Here is a 15,468-nt window from a genome sequence, read left to right on the forward strand (position 1 = left end):
GCAGGCCCGCAACACTTCTGCCATTATCGCGGCTATGACTCCGCGTGGGTGCCGGGTGCCGTGCCTAGGCGCCCGGATCGGGAGAACGACCCTTCTCTTCCGGATCGGTCTTGGCCTCACCGGGCTTCCGTGGTTCCTTTGTACTACTAGACCCCTAGCACAGCAAGGCCTAATTCCGAAGCAAAATCTATTGTCCGAGTGAAGTATTTGCTGACCGTCGCGCCCGGGCTAGAACGCGAAGCGGCGCAGCAACGAGTAGGTGACCGCGCCGGCGGCGAGCGCCGTGATGCCAACGGCGGCGGTGGTCGCGATCGCGGCACCCGACGGTGCCGGAATTCGGTCGCGCAACGACACCGGCCGGGAGAACGTCAAGACCGGCCAGCCACGCTCGTTGGCTTCTTTGCGCAAGCCGCGGTCGGGATTGACCACGCTGGGGTGGCCGACGGCGTCGAGCATCGGCAAGTCGGTGATCGAGTCGGAGTAGGCATAGCAGTGTTCCAGCGGGTAGCCCTCGCGCGCGGCCAGCTCGCGGATCGCTTGCACCTTGCCCTCGCCGTAGCAGTAGAACGCTATGTCCCCGGTGTACCTGCCGTCCTCGACGACCATCCGGGTCGCCATGGCATGGGTCGCGCCCAGCGCCCGGGCGATCGGCGCGACGATCTCCTCGCCGGACGCCGAGACCACGACGACGTCACGGCCGCACAGCTTGTGGGCGGCGATGAGGTCGGCGGCCTCGGCGAACACCAGCGGAGTCACGATGTCGTGCAGCGTTTCGTTGACGATCGACTTGACCTGCTCCACGTCCCAACCGGTGCACATGTTGGTCATGTGAATGCGCATCCGGTCCATCTGGTCATGATCGGCGCCGGAGAGCAGATAGATGAACTGGGCGTAGCTGGACTTGAGCACCGCGCGGCGGTTGAGCAGCCCTTGGTTGAAGAAGGGTTTGCTGAACGCCAGCGTGCTGGACTTGGCGATGATCGTCTTGTCCAGGTCGAAGAACGCGGCGGTCCGGGCGCGGGACGCGGTGGTCGAAGCTGTTTCGGGGGAGGTTTGCTGCGGAGCGGCCGGGTCGGGGACGGTCACCGACCCAGCATAGGTCGATGCCGCAACGCGCTGCGGCGTTGCGCGCAAAACGGCGGCTCAGCGGGGGTGTGGCAGGCGTGACGGCCGGTGTTTTTGCGGCTCAACGTGTTTTTTCGATAGAACAACTATTGCGTTAGTGCGGACTGTCATGTGTATAGTAAGCAGTACTCGGCCTGAGCCGAGGGTGTATCAGCCCGACCCCCCGGGGCTGATGCACGACGACCCTCGCCTCCTCCCCCCCTGGCGGGGGTCGTCCCTTTTGTGGGGTAAGTATTTTGCGGCGGCGGGGCGCCGAGCCCGTGGCCGCTGCCCGTTGCGGGGAACCCGTCCCCGCGCGCCGGCCGCGCCGCCGGCCGGCGCGTTTGTGCACACTTGCGTCTCTATCCACAAATCCGGCTTTGGCACTGGTGTGCCACCATTTGCGCCCCGCATGGTGAGGGGGTGACTGGCACCATCCGCACAAAAGCGTCGAGTTCCTTGGGCGTGTTGGCGGTGTTGACGGATCCGGAGTTACGCGACGAGCTCGACCGGGTGGCCGCGGCGGTCGGCGCCCGGGTGGTTCACGCGGGCGCGGGCGCGGTGAGCCGGAAGACGTGGTCGGCCGCCGCGGCGGTGGTGCTGGACGAGGCGGCGGCGGATCGGTGCGGGAAAGCGGCGCTGCCGCGGCGTGCCCACGTCAGCCTGCTGACCGTCGCCGAACCCGCGACGGCGACGTGGTCGTCGGCCGTCGCGGTCGGCGCCCAACACGTGCTGAGGCTGCCAGGGCAGGAGCGCGAGTTGATCCGCGCGCTCGCCGAAGCCGGCGAATCGGCGCGCGACGACGAGCCGCGCGGCGACGTCGTCGCCGTCATCGGCGGCTGCGGCGGTGCCGGCGCGTCGTTGCTCGCGGTCGCCTTGGCGCAGGCCGCCGCCGAAGCGCTCCTGGTGGACCTGGACCCGTGGGGCGGCGGCATCGACCTGCTGGTGGGCAGCGAGACCGCACCGGGCCTGCGGTGGCCCGATCTGGCGCTACAGGGCGGCCGGCTCAACTGGTCGGCGGTGCGCGAGGCGCTCCCGCGACATCGCGGAATCAGCCTGCTGTCCGGCACACGTCGCGACTACGAGCTCGAAGGCGCGCCGGTGGAGGCCGTCGTCGATGCCGGCCGCCGCGGCGGTGCCACCGTGATCTGCGATCTGCCCCGCCGCCTCACCGAGGCGACGCAAACCGCCCTGGATGCCGCCGATCTCGTCGTCGTGGCCGGCCGATGCGCCGTGCGCGCGTGCGCGGCGACCGCGGCAATGGTTCCGGTGCTCGCCGCGATCAATCCCAACCTCGGGTTGGTGGTGCGGGGTCCGTCGCCCGGCGGATTGCGGGCGGCCGAGGTCGCCGACATCACCGGCCTGCCGCTCCTGGCGTCCATCAAGGCGCAGCCGCAGCTCGCCCAGCAGTTGGAACGCGGTGGCCTGCGGTTGGGCCGGCGATCCGGGGTCGCGGTGGCGGCTCGCCGGGTGCTGGCCGTCCTGCCGCGTGCGGGGCGTGGCCGGATCGGCCGGGCGGCGTGAGCGGCTCGTTGATCGAGCGGGTGCGCGAGCGGCTGGCGGCCGAATCCGCCCCGCTGCGGCCCAGCGTGGTGGCCGACGCGATCCGGGCCGAGTCCGGCGGGATGCTCGGCGATACCGAGGTGCTTGCCAATCTTCGCGTCCTCCAGACCGAACTGACCGGAGCCGGCATCCTCGAGCCGCTGCTATGCGCGGACGGCACCACCGATGTCCTGGTCACCGCGCCGGATGCGGTCTGGGTCGACGATGGAAACGGTCTGCGGCGCAGCCGGATTCGCTTTGCCGACGAGGCGGCGGTGCGGCGGTTGGCGCAGCGGCTGGCGTTGTCCGCCGGCCGGCGTCTCGACGACGCGCAGCCCTGGGTGGACGGCCAGCTGACCGGCATCGGTGCCGGGGGGTTCGCGGTGCGGTTGCATGCGGTGTTGCCGCCGGTCGCCGCCGGAGGCACCTGCCTGTCGTTGCGGGTATTGCGGCCGGCCACCCAGGATTTGGCCGCACTGACCGCCGCCGGCGCGGTCGATTCCCGGGCCGCCGCGCTGGTCGCCGACATCATCGCCGCCCGGTTGGCCTTCCTCGTGTGCGGGGGCACCGGGGCCGGGAAGACGACCTTGCTGGCCGCGCTGCTCGGTGCGGTGCCGCCCGCGGAACGGATCGTGTGCGTCGAGGATGCCGCCGAGCTGGCGCCCCGGCATCCGCATCTGGTCAAGCTGGTCGCGCGGTGCCCCAACGTCGAAGGTGTCGGCGAGGTCCCCGTGCGCGAACTCGTTCGGCAGGCGTTGCGGATGCGGCCCGACCGCATCGTGGTCGGCGAGGTCAGGGGCGCCGAAGTCGTTGACCTCCTCGCGGCGCTGAACACCGGCCACGACGGCGGCGCGGGCACGGTGCATGCCAACAATCCGGGCGAGGTTCCCGCGCGGCTGGAGGCGTTGGGCGCGCTGGGCGGCCTCGATCGGGCGGCACTGCACAGTCAACTCGCCGCGGCGGTGCAGGTTCTGCTGCACGTCGCGCGGGACCGGGCCGGTCGGCGTCGGCTCGCCGAGATCGCCGTGCTGCGCCACAGCGACGGGCGGGTCCGGGCGGTCACCGTGTGGCATGCGGACCGGGGAATGACGGACGACGCGGGCGTTCTGGAACGCCTGCTGCGAAGCCGGATGTCGGCGTGAACGGCCTTACCCTTGCCGCCCTGTCGCTATCGCTTGCGCTGGTGGTGTTTCCGTCGCCGGCGCGGCACCGGATCGCGACGCCGGGTCGTGAACGCCGGCGGCTCGTCGTCGGGCCCCGTGGCATCGCCTGCATCGGCGCGTGCGCCCTCGTGGCGGCCGCCGTGCTGCTGCCGACGACGACCGTCCTCGCCGCCGCGGTGGTGGGCGCGACCGCGGGCGCGCGTTACCGGCGCCGGCGCCGGATGCGGCGCGCGTCGGACGAGGGGCGGGCGCTGGAGACCGCCCTCGACGTGTTGGTCGGCGAGTTGCGAGTGGGCTCTCATCCGGTGCGCGCGTTCCGCGTGGCGGCCGACGAAACCGTTGGGGCGGTTGCCGTGTCGTTGCGCACGGTCGCGGCGCGGGCCAGGTTGGGTGCCGACGTCAGGGCCGGCTTGCGCGCCGCGGCACGATCGTCGGCGCTGCCCGCCCATTGGGACCGACTCTCGGTGTGCTGGCAGCTGGCGAGCGACCACGGGTTGGCGATAGCCACCCTGATGCGCGCCGCGCAGCGTGATATCGCCGAACGGCAACGGTTTTCGGCGCGAGTGTCGTCGGGCATGGCCGGTGCGCGCGCCACCGCGGGGATACTGGCCGGCCTGCCGGCCCTCGGGGTGCTGCTGGGTCAACTCGTCGGGGCGCGACCGCTGAGCTTCTTGTTGGGCGGGCACGCGGGCGGATGGCTGCTGGTCCTCGGGTCGACGCTGGCCTGTGGCGGGCTGCTGTGGTCGGACCGCATCACCGATCGGCCCGCGTTGTGAGCGCGGCGGCGGTGTTGCTGGCCATGGCGCTGTGGGTCGGCCCCGGGCCGTCGGCGGTGCGGGCGCGCGCCGGAATACCGGCCCGCGTGCACCGGCCGCGGTCTCGGGCCGCGGCCGGCCCGGACCCGCTGGCGGTCGCATCCGGTCTCGACGCGCTGGCCGTGTGCCTGGAGGCGGGCATGGCGGTGGCGACCGCCGCGGCGGCGATCGCCCCGTCCGCACCACCGACGCTGGCGCGGGCGCTGCGCCGCGCCGCCGAGCTGCTGGCGGTGGGCGCCGATCCGTCCGTGGCATGGGCGATTTCGCCGGATCGACCGGCCGGCTCCGTCGACACGCACATCGACGCGCTGCTGCGGCTGGCGCGGCGTTCGGCGTCGTCCGGCGCGGCCCTGGCCGGCGGCGTCGCCGAATTGGCCGATCAGTCTCGTCACGAGGCCGCACACGCGGCCGCCGCGGCCGCCGAGCGGGCCGGGGTCTTGATCGCCGGACCGCTCGGGCTGTGCTTTTTGCCGGCGTTTGTCTGCCTGGGCGTCGTTCCGGTGGTGGCGGGGTTGGCCGGTGATGTCCTGCAGTCAGGCCTGCTGTGAAACGAAAGGAAGGCATTGGTGATCAACATGTTCCGCGCGTTCTTGGCCCGCATGGCCGTCGTGGCGAGCGACGAGTCGGGGATGTCCACCGTCGAGTACGCCATCGGCACCATAGCGGCGGCCGCCTTTGGCGCGATCCTCTACACCGTCGTCACCGGCGATTCCGTCGTATCGGCGCTGACCAAGATCATCGGTCGCGCGCTCAGCACCAAGGTTTAGCCGGGTGTGCGGGCGCGAGCACCGTTGAGGCGGCCCTGGGGATCGCCGCGCTGGTGGTGGTTCTGGTGCTGTGCCTGGCCGGTGTCACCGCAATGTCGATGCAGGTGCGTTGCGTGGACGCCGCCCGCGAGGCGGCCCGGCTGGCCTCGCGGGGCGACGAACGTTCGGCGGTCGACGCCGCGCGCCGCGTCGCGCCGGTCGGGGCGCGGATCCAGGTGCGTCGCGACGGTGACTTCCTGGTGGCCACGGTGGTCGCGCACTCAAAGCTGTTGCCCTCGTTGGATATTGCGGCCAAAGCGGTCTCCGCCGTCGAGCCCGGGGGCTGATCGGGGCTCGGCCACGCTGGTTGCGGTCGCGATGGTGGTTGTGCTGCTCTGGGTCGCCGGGGCGGGCGCGTATCTCGGCTCGGTGGTGGTGGCGCGTCATCGTGCACAGGCGGCGGCCGACCTGGCCGCGTTGGCGGCCGCGGCCCGGCTTCCGTCCGGGGTGGGCTCGGCCTGTGCCCGCGCGACGGCGGTGGCCCGCCAGATGCGGGTCGACGGCGCGCGGTGCGAGGTGGACGGTCTCGACGTGGTCGTCACGGTCCAGGTTGGCGTTGCCTTCGCCGGTGCGGCGCGGGCCGCTGCCCGCGCCGGCCCTGTCAGCCCGAGTGGTTAGGTCGTATCGCCTGGCGATTTCGGCAGGCCCGCGGCGGCGAGTTCTTCGTCGCTCGGCAGGCGCAGCGAAACCAGTCCGGCGAAGGTGTCCGGCTCGAGTTCCACCCTGTTGATCGTGACATGCACCGGCACCCAATCGTTTCCGTGACCGCGCATGCGCAGTACGCGACTGGTCGCCCCGCCAGCGAATTCCGTTGTCATAGATGACATTAGGGGCTCGTCTTCGGGATGGACCTTCGGCCTGTCCGTCTTGGCTCCCCGCCAGTCGTAGAAGGTGCAGGGCTCGTCGAGCCATTTCAGCAGCGCCCAATTGTGGAGATCGACGAGCGCCCGATGGACACCGGCCTGGGCCAGTCCGTGCAGGATGCGCTGCGCGAGGTCGTCCGTCGATACCACCGGGCCCTTGAGTTCGGCGCGCCAGTTCATCGCCCGCGCAATCAGGTGGTCCCGCCCGTCGGGGCCCGGCTCCAAGGCGGTGCATGCGACGAAACCTATCCGGATCGGGTTTCCCTGCCAATCGGTGAGATCCCAGGTGCTGCAGATCATTTGGTTGGGCTTGGCCTTCACCGCCATGGCAAGCACCTTGGTTTCGTTGGGGTTGAGTTCACGCGACGGAAGGTCTTCGGCGAAGGCCCTGCCGAAGGTGGCCTCGACCTCGGGGTTCTTGCCGCTGTTGGCCAGCGATTCCCGGGTATCGGTGGCCACGCCGAGGGTCAGGTCCCACTTCAGCGGCCCGGGGATCGGCCGTTCGGAGGGTTCGGCGTCGGCGGGGCCGGTCCACACGTGCACGCCGTGGGTGTGGCCGTCGGACATCACTACCGGTTCGGTGCGGATCACACGGTCGCGCTTGGTGGTGATGCTGGTCAGGCTCTGGCCGGTGTGCACCGACTCGGCGATCGCGGCGCGGACCGCGGCCAGGTGGGGACTGCGGCGCAGAAACGTCGTGATCGGCACGAGGTTTTTGAGTTGCCGCCCCTGCGCCACCACGGCGGGCTCGTCCCCCAGCGTCTCCACGAGCAACCAGTCGTGGGCCATGCGGCCGATTTTACCGGGCCGTTCGACGCCTCGTTGAAAGCGTGGGGACACCGCGCCGCCGACGTCAGCCGCGCGGCCGCACAACGTCATTGGCCGCAGCGAGCCGGCGCGATGCCCCGTTCCGGCGGGCGCCGGTGCGTCCCGGGCCCGGCTCAGGAGACCTGACCCAACTCCGCCAGCACCAGGCGCAGCACCAGCACCGCGCCCGCCTTGTCCAGTGGGTCGTTGCCGTTTCCGCATTTGGGGGACTGCACGCAGGACGGGCATCCGCTCGGGCATTCGCAGGCCTCGATCGCCGCGGCCGTCGCGGCCAACCAGGTGCGGGCCCGGCGGAAGCCGCGTTCGGCGAAGCCCGCCCCGCCCGGATAGCCGTCATAGACGAAGACGGCGGGCAGCCCGTCGGGACCGATCGCGGTGGACATGCCACCGATGTCGCCGCGGTCGCAGCTGGCCACCAGGGGCAGCAGGCCGATGGCCGCATGCTCGGCGGCATGCAACGACCCGGAAATTCGCGTCGCCTCAATGCCGCCGCGCGACAAGGCATCCGGGGTGATCGTGTACATGACCGCGGCGGTGGGCAGCACACGTTCGGGCATGTCCAGCTCGATGAAGTCGATCACCTCGCCGGAAAGCCGGCGGCGCAGGTAGCCCACGACGCGGTGGGTGACCTTGACCGGCACCAGACCCAGCGTGACGGGCCCAAACTCACGGCGCTCACCGACCCCGGTGACGGCGATGTCGGTGAGTTCGCGTGCGAACGTCGCATAGCCGGGGTCCTCGGCGTGGACGAAGGCGATCCCGTCCTCGAAGTCCAGCGAGTCGACGACGTACGTCTCGCCCCGGTGCAGATGTACCGCTCCCGGGTGGACCGACGCCGGGGCCTGATCCGCCCCGACGCTGCCCAGCAGCCGCCCGGTGTCCGCCTCGACGATGACGATCTGCCCGCCCGCCGACCCCCGGATGTCCACCGCGCCGTGCGGTTGTATGCCGGCCGCCGGGAAGTACCTGCCGCCGCGCCGTCGCAGCAGCCCGTCGTCGACCAGACCCTGGGCCACCTCCGTGGCGCCGAAATCCCGGACCTCGGTTTCCTCGAGCGGGAGCTCGGTCGCCGCACAGAGGAGTTGGGGGCCGAGGATGTAGGGGTTGGCGGGATCGATCACGACCCGCTCCACCGGCTTGCCCAGCAGCGCGGCGGGGTTGTGGACCAGATACGTGTCCAGCGGATCGTCGCGGGCGATCAGCACGACCAGCGCGCCCTGGCCACGCCGTCCCGACCGGCCGGCCTGCTGCCAGAACGACGCGACCGTCCCGGGGAAACCGGCGAGCACCACGGCGTCCAGCCCGGCGATGTCGACGCCCAACTCCAGCGCGTTGGTGGTGGCCAGGCCGCGCAGCCGGCCCTCGGCCAGCGCGCGCTCCAGCGCGGTGCGGTCCTCGGCGAGATAGCCGGCCCGATACGACTCCACCGTGCCCGCCAGCTGCGGGGCGACGTCGTCCAGCCGCGCCCGCGCGCCCAGCGCGGTCAACTCCGCCGCCCGGCGCGACCGAACGAACGTCAGGGTCTGCGCCCCCTCGGCGATCAGGTCGGCCATCACGCGCGCCGCCTCCGCACCGGCGGAGCGGCGCACCGGCGCGCCGTTCTCGCCGGTCGCGTCGGCCCGCAAGGCGGGTTCCCACAACGCCACCGTCCGCGCCCCCTGCGGCGAGCCGTCCTCGATGACCTCCTCGACCGGACGGCCGATGAGTTCGGCGGCCGTCGCGCCCGGGGAGTCCGTGGTCGCGCTGGCGAAGATCACCGTGGGCGCCTTGCCGGGTTGGGGGGCATAGCGCTCGCACAGCCGCAACAGCCGGCGCAGCACCATCGCCACGTTCGAGCCGAAAATGCCACGATAGTAATGACATTCGTCGACGATCACGAACCGCAGGCCGCGCAACAGGACGGCCCAGCGGGCATGGTTGCGCAGTATCGACAAATGGATCATGTCGGGGTTGGAGAACAACCATCGCGAGCGCTCGCGGGCGAAGCGACGCACCTCGGCGGGGCTGTCGCCGTCGTAGGCGGTGGGCGCGACGTCACGCAGCCGCGGAATCGCCGCGGTCAGTGCGTGGGCGGTGCGCAACTGGTCGTGGCCGAGCGCCTTGGTCGGCGACAGGTACAGCACCCGGGCCCGCGGGTCCGTCGCCAGCGCGTTGAGCGCGGGCAGCTGGTAGGCCAGCGACTTGCCCGACGCGGTGCCGGTGCTGACCACCACATGACGCCCGCCGTGTGCCAGCTCCGCGGCCGCGGCCTGGTGCGTCCACGGGCGGCTGATGCCGCGGTCGGCGAACGCGCGCACCACGTCGGGGTCGGCCCAGTCGGGCCAGCTGTCCCGCCGGCCGCCCCGGGCCGGCAGCTCCGCGACGTGGCGCAGCGGACGTTCCCCGGCCGCCGTACCGGCGAGGGCGACGGCGAGCAGGTCGCTGCCGAAACTCGCCACCTCACACCCTCCAAGAATCCGTCTTGTAATCGGTTAAAGACACAAGTCTGTCGCCGACGCCATGAACATGGTTGACTGTTTGCGGTCGCAGCTTCTGTGTTCGTGTCAAACTTTCGCAGGAACAACGTTGCGGCCGCGGTTCCTGCGAGGTTATCGGTCGGGTGAAGTTCCGGCGGCTCCGCGAGGTATGGCGGTCGTACGCGGCCCGGGGCATCGAAACGCGATGCCCCGCACCCAGAAGAAAAGGAAAGATCGAGAGATGCCACAGGGAACTGTGAAGTGGTTCAACGCGGAGAAGGGGTTTGGCTTCATTGCCCCGGAAGATGGTTCCGCGGATGTTTTTGTCCACTACACGGAGATCCAGGGTTCGGGCTTCCGCACCCTTGAAGAAAACCAGAAGGTCGAGTTCGAGATCGGCCACAGCCCTAAGGGCCCCCAGGCCACCGGAGTCCGCTCCGTCTGAGTAGAGCAGATTCTCCACGGAAACCCCCCGCGCAATCCCGCTTAAACGGATCCCGCCGGGGGGTTTTCGCCTTCTGTCTGGTCGCCCAACCAGCGGCGGGATGCCCGGCGCACCGTCGGCCCCGGGCCGCCGCGCCGAAAGCCTCAAAGCGCGGACGTGCGACCTGGCCTACTGTCGTTGGCGTGAGCCAGCTTTCCTTCTTCACAGCGGAGTCGGTGCCGCCCGCGGTCGCCGATCTCTCCGGGGTGCTGGCGGCCTCCGGCCAGATCGTCCTGGTCGGCGCTTCGGCCGAGAACCAGGTGCAGGGCGCTCGGCTTTCGGTCGTGGTGGACCAGCCCTGGCGGGCCGCGGCGCTGGCCGACATGATCCGCGAGGCGGGTCTGGTGCCCGAGATCAGCCGCACCGACGAGGACACTCCCTTGGTGAGGACAACGGTAACCCCCTCGTTGGTCACCCTCGCCGCGGAATGGACGCGCGGCGCGGTCAAGACGGTGCCCCCGCGCTGGCTGCCCGGGCCGCGCGAATTGCGGGCGTGGACGCTGGCGGCCGGTCACCCCGAGGGCGACCATTACCTGCTGGGACTGGATCCACACGCGCCCGACACGCATTCCCCCCTGGCGTCGGCCCTGATGCGGGTGGGGATCGCGCCCACCCTGATCGGCACCCGCGGCGGCCGGCCGGCTCTTCGTATCAGCGGCCGTCGCAGGCTATCGCGCCTGGTAGAGAACGTGGGAGACCCTCCCGATGGTCCCGACGCGCCGCCGCTGTGGCCCCGGGTTTAGCCCCGCGCCGGGACACGCGATTTGGCTAGCCGGTTTGCGAACGCCCGCCCAAGGGTGCGAAATTGTCAGGTGCCCTCAAGCGAAGGAACGCTGGCGTATCTGAATTTCACCGGAATTTCGGGCGCGGGCCTGTCATTCTTCCTGCAGGGCGGCCTCGCAGGGGGGCCGGGATAAGGGATGGAGCGTACGCGCAGTTGGCTAACCCGAAGCTAAAGGACCGCGTCAGCGGCGGAAATGGGAGCCGTCGGCGACTTGTCATCGTCGAGTCGCCGACCAAGGCGCGCAAACTGGCCGGCTACCTGGGCTCTAGCTACATCGTCGAGTCGTCGCGCGGCCACATCCGCGACCTGCCCCGGGCCGCGGCCGACGTGCCCGCCAAGTTCAAGTCCGAGCCGTGGGCCCGGCTCGGAGTCAACGTCGACGCCGACTTCGAGCCGCTCTACATCATCAGCCCGGAGAAGAAGAGCACCGTCAGCGAGCTCAAGGGCCTCCTCAAGGACGTCGACGAACTCTATCTGGCCACCGATGGTGACCGCGAGGGCGAGGCCATCGCCTGGCACCTGCTGGAAACCCTCAAGCCGAACGTCCCGGTCAAGCGGATGGTCTTCCACGAGATCACCGAGCCGGCGATCCTCGAGGCCGCCGAAAACCCCCGCGACCTGGACATCGACCTCGTCGACGCCCAGGAGACGCGCCGCATCCTGGACCGGCTGTACGGCTACGAGGTCAGCCCGGTGCTGTGGAAGAAGGTCGCGCCCAAGCTGTCGGCCGGCCGCGTTCAGTCGGTGGCCACCCGGATCATCGTGCAGCGCGAACGCGACCGGATGGCGTTCCGCAGCGCGTCGTACTGGGACATCGTCGCCCAGCTGGACGCCAGCGTGTCCGACCCGCAGGCCCAGCCGCCCACCTTCACCGCCCGGCTGACCAATCTGGACGGGCTGCGGGTCGCCACCGGCCGCGATTTCGACTCGCTGGGTCAGCTCCGCAAGGCCGACGAGGTGGTGATCCTGGACGAGGCCGGCGCGACCGGGCTGGCGACGGGATTGCAGGGCGCGCAGCTGTCGGTGGCGTCGGTGGAGGAGAAGCCCTACACCCGGCGCCCGTATGCGCCGTTCATGACGTCGACGCTGCAGCAGGAGGCCGGCCGCAAGTTGCGGTTCTCCTCCGAGCGCACGATGAGCATCGCCCAGCGCCTCTACGAGAACGGCTACATCACTTATATGCGCACCGACTCGACGACGCTGTCGTCCTCGGCGATCAACGCCGCGCGCACCCAGGCGCGTCAGCTGTACGGCGAGGAGTACGTCTCGCCGTCGCCGCGCCAATACACCCGCAAGGTGAAGAACGCCCAGGAGGCGCACGAGGCGATCCGGCCCGCCGGCGAGACGTTCGCCACCCCGGACGCGGTGCGCCGCGAGCTCGACGGCGACGAATTCCGCCTCTACGAGCTGATCTGGCAGCGCACGGTGGCCTCGCAGATGGCCGACGCGCGCGGCACCACGCTGAGCCTGCGGATCGCCGGCGCGGCGGGTGGTCCCGCCGGAGAAAGGCAGGTGACGTTCTCCGCCAGCGGGCGCACCATCACGTTCGCCGGGTTCCTCAAGGCCTACGTGGAAACCGTGGACGAGCTGGCCGGCGGCGAGGCCGACGACGCCGAGAGCCGGCTGCCGCACCTGACCGAGGGCCAGCGGTTGGCGGCCCTCGAGCTCACCCCCGACGGCCACGCCACCAACCCACCGGCGCGCTACACCGAGGCCTCGCTGGTCAAGGCGCTCGAGGAGCTGGGCATCGGCCGCCCGTCGACGTACTCGTCGATCATCAAGACCATCCAGGACCGCGGCTACGTGTACAAGAAGGGCAGCGCCCTGGTGCCGTCGTGGGTCGCGTTCGCCGTCACCGGCCTGCTGGAACAGCATTTTGGCCGGCTGGTCGACTACGGCTTCACCGCGGCGATGGAAGACGAGCTGGACGCGATCGCGTCGGGCAACGAGCAACGCACCAACTGGCTCAACAATTTCTATTTCGGCGGCGACCACGGCGTGCCCGACTCGGTGGCCCGCTCGGGTGGCCTGAAGAAGCTCGTCGGCGTCAACCTCGAAGGCATCGACGCTCGAGAAGTCAACTCCATCAAGGTGTTTGACGACGCACAGGGCCGTCCGATCTATGTTCGGGTGGGCAAGAACGGGCCCTACCTGGAACGGTTGGTGACCGGCGACGACGGCGAGCCCACGCCGCAACGGGCCAACCTCAATGACTCGCTGACCCCCGATGAGCTGACGCTGGAGGTCGCCGAACAGCTTTTCGCCACACCCCAAGAGGGACGCGTCTTGGGTGTGGATCCCGACACGGGTCACGAGATCGTCGCCAAGGACGGCCGCTACGGGCCGTACGTGACCGAGATCCTGCCGGAGCCGCCCGCCGACATGGACGGCGGCGAGCCCGCCAAGAAGGGCAAGAAACCCACCGGCCCCAAGCCCCGGACCGGCTCGCTGCTGCGCAGCATGGACCTGCAGACCGTCACGCTCGAGGATGCGCTGAGGCTGCTGTCGCTGCCCCGGGTCGTCGGCGTGGACCCGGCAACGGGTGAGGAGATCACCGCGCAGAACGGGCGCTACGGCCCATACCTGAAGCGCGGCAACGATTCTCGTTCGCTGGCGACCGAGGATCAGATGTTCGACATCACCCTCGACGAGGCGCTGAAGATCTACGCCGAGCCCAAACGCCGGGGCAGGCAGAGCGCTTCGACGCCGCCGCTGCGGGAGCTGGGGACCGATCCGGCGTCGGGCAAGCCGATGGTCATCAAGGACGGCCGATTCGGGCCGTACGTCACCGACGGCGAAACCAATGCCAGCCTGCGCAAGGGCGACGACGCGATGTCGATCACCGACGAACGCGCCGCCGAACTGCTGGCCGACCGGCGGGCCCGGGGTCCGGCGAAGCGGCCCGCGAAGAAGAGCACCCGCAGGGCGCCGGCGAAGAGGGCCGCCAGGCGGAACGGCTAGCCGCGTACCTCGCTGGAGACCTGTTCGCTGGAAACCTCTTCGAGGACAGCCAATTTCACCGGTCGGGCCAGTTGAGTGGGGGCGGCGCGGCCGCGCAGCTCGACCACCTCGCCGACGTCCCAGCACAACGCCTCGGCGTCCAATGCGCCGCTGACCGCGATCGCCGACGCGAGCACGTGGCCGGGCTCGAGTTTGGCCAGCTCGGTGAGCCGGGCGGCCTCGTTGACCGGGTCGCCGATCACCGTGTACTCGAAGCGGGCCTGCGCGCCGATGTGGCCGGCGATCGCCCTACCCGATGACACGCCGATGCCAAACTCCGCCAAGCCGATCACCGGGAGGAGTTCGTCGTGCAGTTCGCGGGCGGCGGCGAGCGCACCGCCGGAAGAGTCGGGGTGTTCGATCGGCGCGCCGAAGATGGCCAGCGCGGCGTCGCCCTGGAACTTGTTGACGAACCCCCCGTGCTTGCCCACGGTGTCCACCACCACCCGGAAGAATTCGTTGAGCAGGTGGACCACCTCGGCGGGCGGTCGCGTCGAAGCCAGCTGGGTGGAGCCGACCAGGTCCACGAACAACACCGCGACGTCGCGCTCCTGACCGCCTAACTCGGTCCCGCGTTCCAGGGCCCGGCGGGCCACGTCCTCGCCGACGTAGCGACCGAACAGGTCACGCAGCCGCTGCCGCTCGGACAGCTCACGCACCATGTCGTTGAAGCCGGCTTGCAGCAAGCCCAGCTCGCTGGCGTCGTAGATCTGCATGTGCGCGTTGTAGTTACCGCGCTGCACCTCGGCCAGCGCCCAGCGCAGCTGACGCAGCGGATCGGCGATCGACATGGCCACCAGCAGCGTGCTGGCCAGCCCGACGCACAGGGCCGTCACCGCCAGCAGCAGGATGGGGTTGAACAGCTTCTCGGGCGTGGCGTGCAGCAGGGAAGCCTTGTCGGACACCACGGCCAGCACGATCGCCAGCAGCGGCACCGCGGTGGACAGCGCCCAGGACAGCATCTGCCGCAGGATGACGCCGGGTGCCTTGACGTTCTCCGGCACGCCGCTGCGCAGGGCGGCGACCGCCACCGGCCGCAGCACGCGCTCGGATTGCAGGTATCCGATGATCGCCGTCGCGGCGGCGCCCAGCGCGGTGGCGACCGCGATGACGGGCGCCGTGTACTTGGCCACCGACCAGCTGGCGACGATGAACACCGCACCGCCGATGCACCAGGACACCATGCTGGTCAGCGCCCGGAAGTACGGCATGCGCAACGCGCGGCTGCGGGCCACTTCGGTGGCGGCCGGGTCGGCCTCGGCGAGCAGGTTGTCGCGGCGCTGCCACCGGAACACCGGCAGCAGCAGTTTGAGGTTGAACACGATCCCGGCGATGAACAGGCTGACCACGACGCTGATGAAGATCGCCAGGTTGACCGGCGGCAGATCCTGCAACTGGATGCGGTCCTGGGGCGGCAGGCCGTAGCGCAGGAAGCCCAGCACGAAGAGGCCGCCGATGATGTCGGCCTGCAGCATGCTCAGCGAGAACAGCGGCCAGGGGGTGCGCACCACCCACCGGACGAATGCGCTGATCCGCCCGGGCAGTGCTGCCGCGGTTGCCATCAAACCACCGTATCGGGCAACACGGACTTGGCGGAAAACCATGAGCGTCGCGGCAAGTCGC

The 15,468-nt window shown here is 70.4% G+C and carries 14 protein-coding genes; 10 read left to right on the forward strand and 4 right to left on the reverse strand.

Going from position 1 to position 15,468, the window contains the following annotated elements; translation table 11 throughout:
* Positions 1–228 precede the first annotated feature (228 nt).
* Positions 229–1,086: an HAD-IB family hydrolase gene (locus tag G6N25_RS11885; RefSeq protein ID WP_083073767.1), complete on the reverse strand. Its 858-nt coding sequence runs from the start codon at positions 1,084–1,086 to the stop codon at positions 229–231.
* 492 nt (positions 1,087–1,578) lie between these two features.
* On the opposite strand from G6N25_RS11885, the gene ssd reads away from it, so the two are divergent.
* From ssd to G6N25_RS11920, 7 genes are read left to right on the forward strand one after another with little or no spacing between them, the layout of a single operon-like run.
* Complete coding sequence (gene ssd / locus G6N25_RS11890) at positions 1,579–2,628, forward strand: septum site-determining protein Ssd (protein WP_083073797.1); 1,050 nt, start codon at positions 1,579–1,581, stop codon at positions 2,626–2,628.
* The gene (locus tag G6N25_RS11895; protein WP_083073765.1) at positions 2,625–3,788 is read left to right on the forward strand and encodes a TadA family conjugal transfer-associated ATPase; all 1,164 of its coding nucleotides are present in this window, start codon (positions 2,625–2,627) and stop codon (positions 3,786–3,788) included. The genes ssd and G6N25_RS11895 overlap by 4 nt, the downstream gene beginning before the upstream one ends.
* Complete coding sequence (locus G6N25_RS11900; protein ID WP_083073764.1) at positions 3,785–4,585, forward strand: type II secretion system F family protein; 801 nt, start codon at positions 3,785–3,787, stop codon at positions 4,583–4,585. Before G6N25_RS11895 ends, G6N25_RS11900 begins: the two co-directional genes overlap by 4 nt.
* Positions 4,582–5,172 (forward strand): type II secretion system F family protein, encoded by a 591-nt coding sequence (locus G6N25_RS11905; protein WP_179961666.1) that lies wholly within the window; start codon positions 4,582–4,584, stop codon positions 5,170–5,172. Before G6N25_RS11900 ends, G6N25_RS11905 begins: the two co-directional genes overlap by 4 nt.
* A gap of 27 nt (positions 5,173–5,199) precedes the next feature.
* Complete coding sequence (locus tag G6N25_RS11910; protein ID WP_142272606.1) at positions 5,200–5,391, forward strand: DUF4244 domain-containing protein; 192 nt, start codon at positions 5,200–5,202, stop codon at positions 5,389–5,391.
* 35 nt (positions 5,392–5,426) lie between these two features.
* Complete coding sequence (locus G6N25_RS11915) at positions 5,427–5,717, forward strand: TadE family type IV pilus minor pilin (protein ID WP_142272607.1); 291 nt, start codon at positions 5,427–5,429, stop codon at positions 5,715–5,717.
* A 31-nt stretch (positions 5,718–5,748) separates the two neighbouring features.
* Positions 5,749–6,048, forward strand: coding sequence for an Rv3654c family TadE-like protein (locus tag G6N25_RS11920; RefSeq protein ID WP_308204525.1), 300 nt, complete (start codon positions 5,749–5,751; stop codon positions 6,046–6,048).
* Here G6N25_RS11920 and G6N25_RS11925 read toward each other — a convergent pair.
* On the reverse strand, positions 6,045–7,082 hold the full coding sequence (locus G6N25_RS11925; RefSeq protein ID WP_083073761.1) for a PAS domain-containing protein: 1,038 nt from the start codon (positions 7,080–7,082) through the stop codon (positions 6,045–6,047). The genes G6N25_RS11920 and G6N25_RS11925 overlap by 4 nt on opposite strands.
* Before the next feature lie 152 nt (positions 7,083–7,234).
* Positions 7,235–9,559, reverse strand: a complete 2,325-nt coding sequence (locus G6N25_RS11930; RefSeq protein ID WP_083073760.1) for a DEAD/DEAH box helicase — start codon at positions 9,557–9,559, stop codon at positions 7,235–7,237.
* Positions 9,560–9,818: 259 nt separating this feature from the next.
* Between G6N25_RS11930 and cspA the strand changes: the two genes are divergently transcribed.
* The 3 genes from cspA (at position 9,819) to topA (ending at position 13,806) form a co-directional block, all read left to right on the forward strand.
* Complete coding sequence (cspA, locus tag G6N25_RS11935; protein WP_007166602.1) at positions 9,819–10,022, forward strand: cold shock protein CspA; 204 nt, start codon at positions 9,819–9,821, stop codon at positions 10,020–10,022.
* A 182-nt stretch (positions 10,023–10,204) separates the two neighbouring features.
* Positions 10,205–10,804: a hypothetical protein gene (locus tag G6N25_RS11940; RefSeq protein WP_083073759.1), complete on the forward strand. Its 600-nt coding sequence runs from the start codon at positions 10,205–10,207 to the stop codon at positions 10,802–10,804.
* 194 nt (positions 10,805–10,998) lie between these two features.
* Positions 10,999–13,806, forward strand: a complete 2,808-nt coding sequence (topA, locus tag G6N25_RS11945; protein ID WP_083073758.1) for a type I DNA topoisomerase — start codon at positions 10,999–11,001, stop codon at positions 13,804–13,806.
* Here the strand turns inward: topA and G6N25_RS11950 are convergent.
* The gene (locus tag G6N25_RS11950) at positions 13,803–15,449 is read right to left on the reverse strand and encodes an adenylate/guanylate cyclase domain-containing protein (protein ID WP_142272599.1); all 1,647 of its coding nucleotides are present in this window, start codon (positions 15,447–15,449) and stop codon (positions 13,803–13,805) included. The two genes, topA and G6N25_RS11950, sit on opposite strands and share 4 nt — an antisense overlap.
* Positions 15,450–15,468 lie beyond the last annotated feature (19 nt).

Source organism: Mycobacterium heidelbergense, assembly GCF_010730745.1.
Taxonomy (GTDB): domain Bacteria; phylum Actinomycetota; class Actinomycetes; order Mycobacteriales; family Mycobacteriaceae; genus Mycobacterium; species Mycobacterium heidelbergense.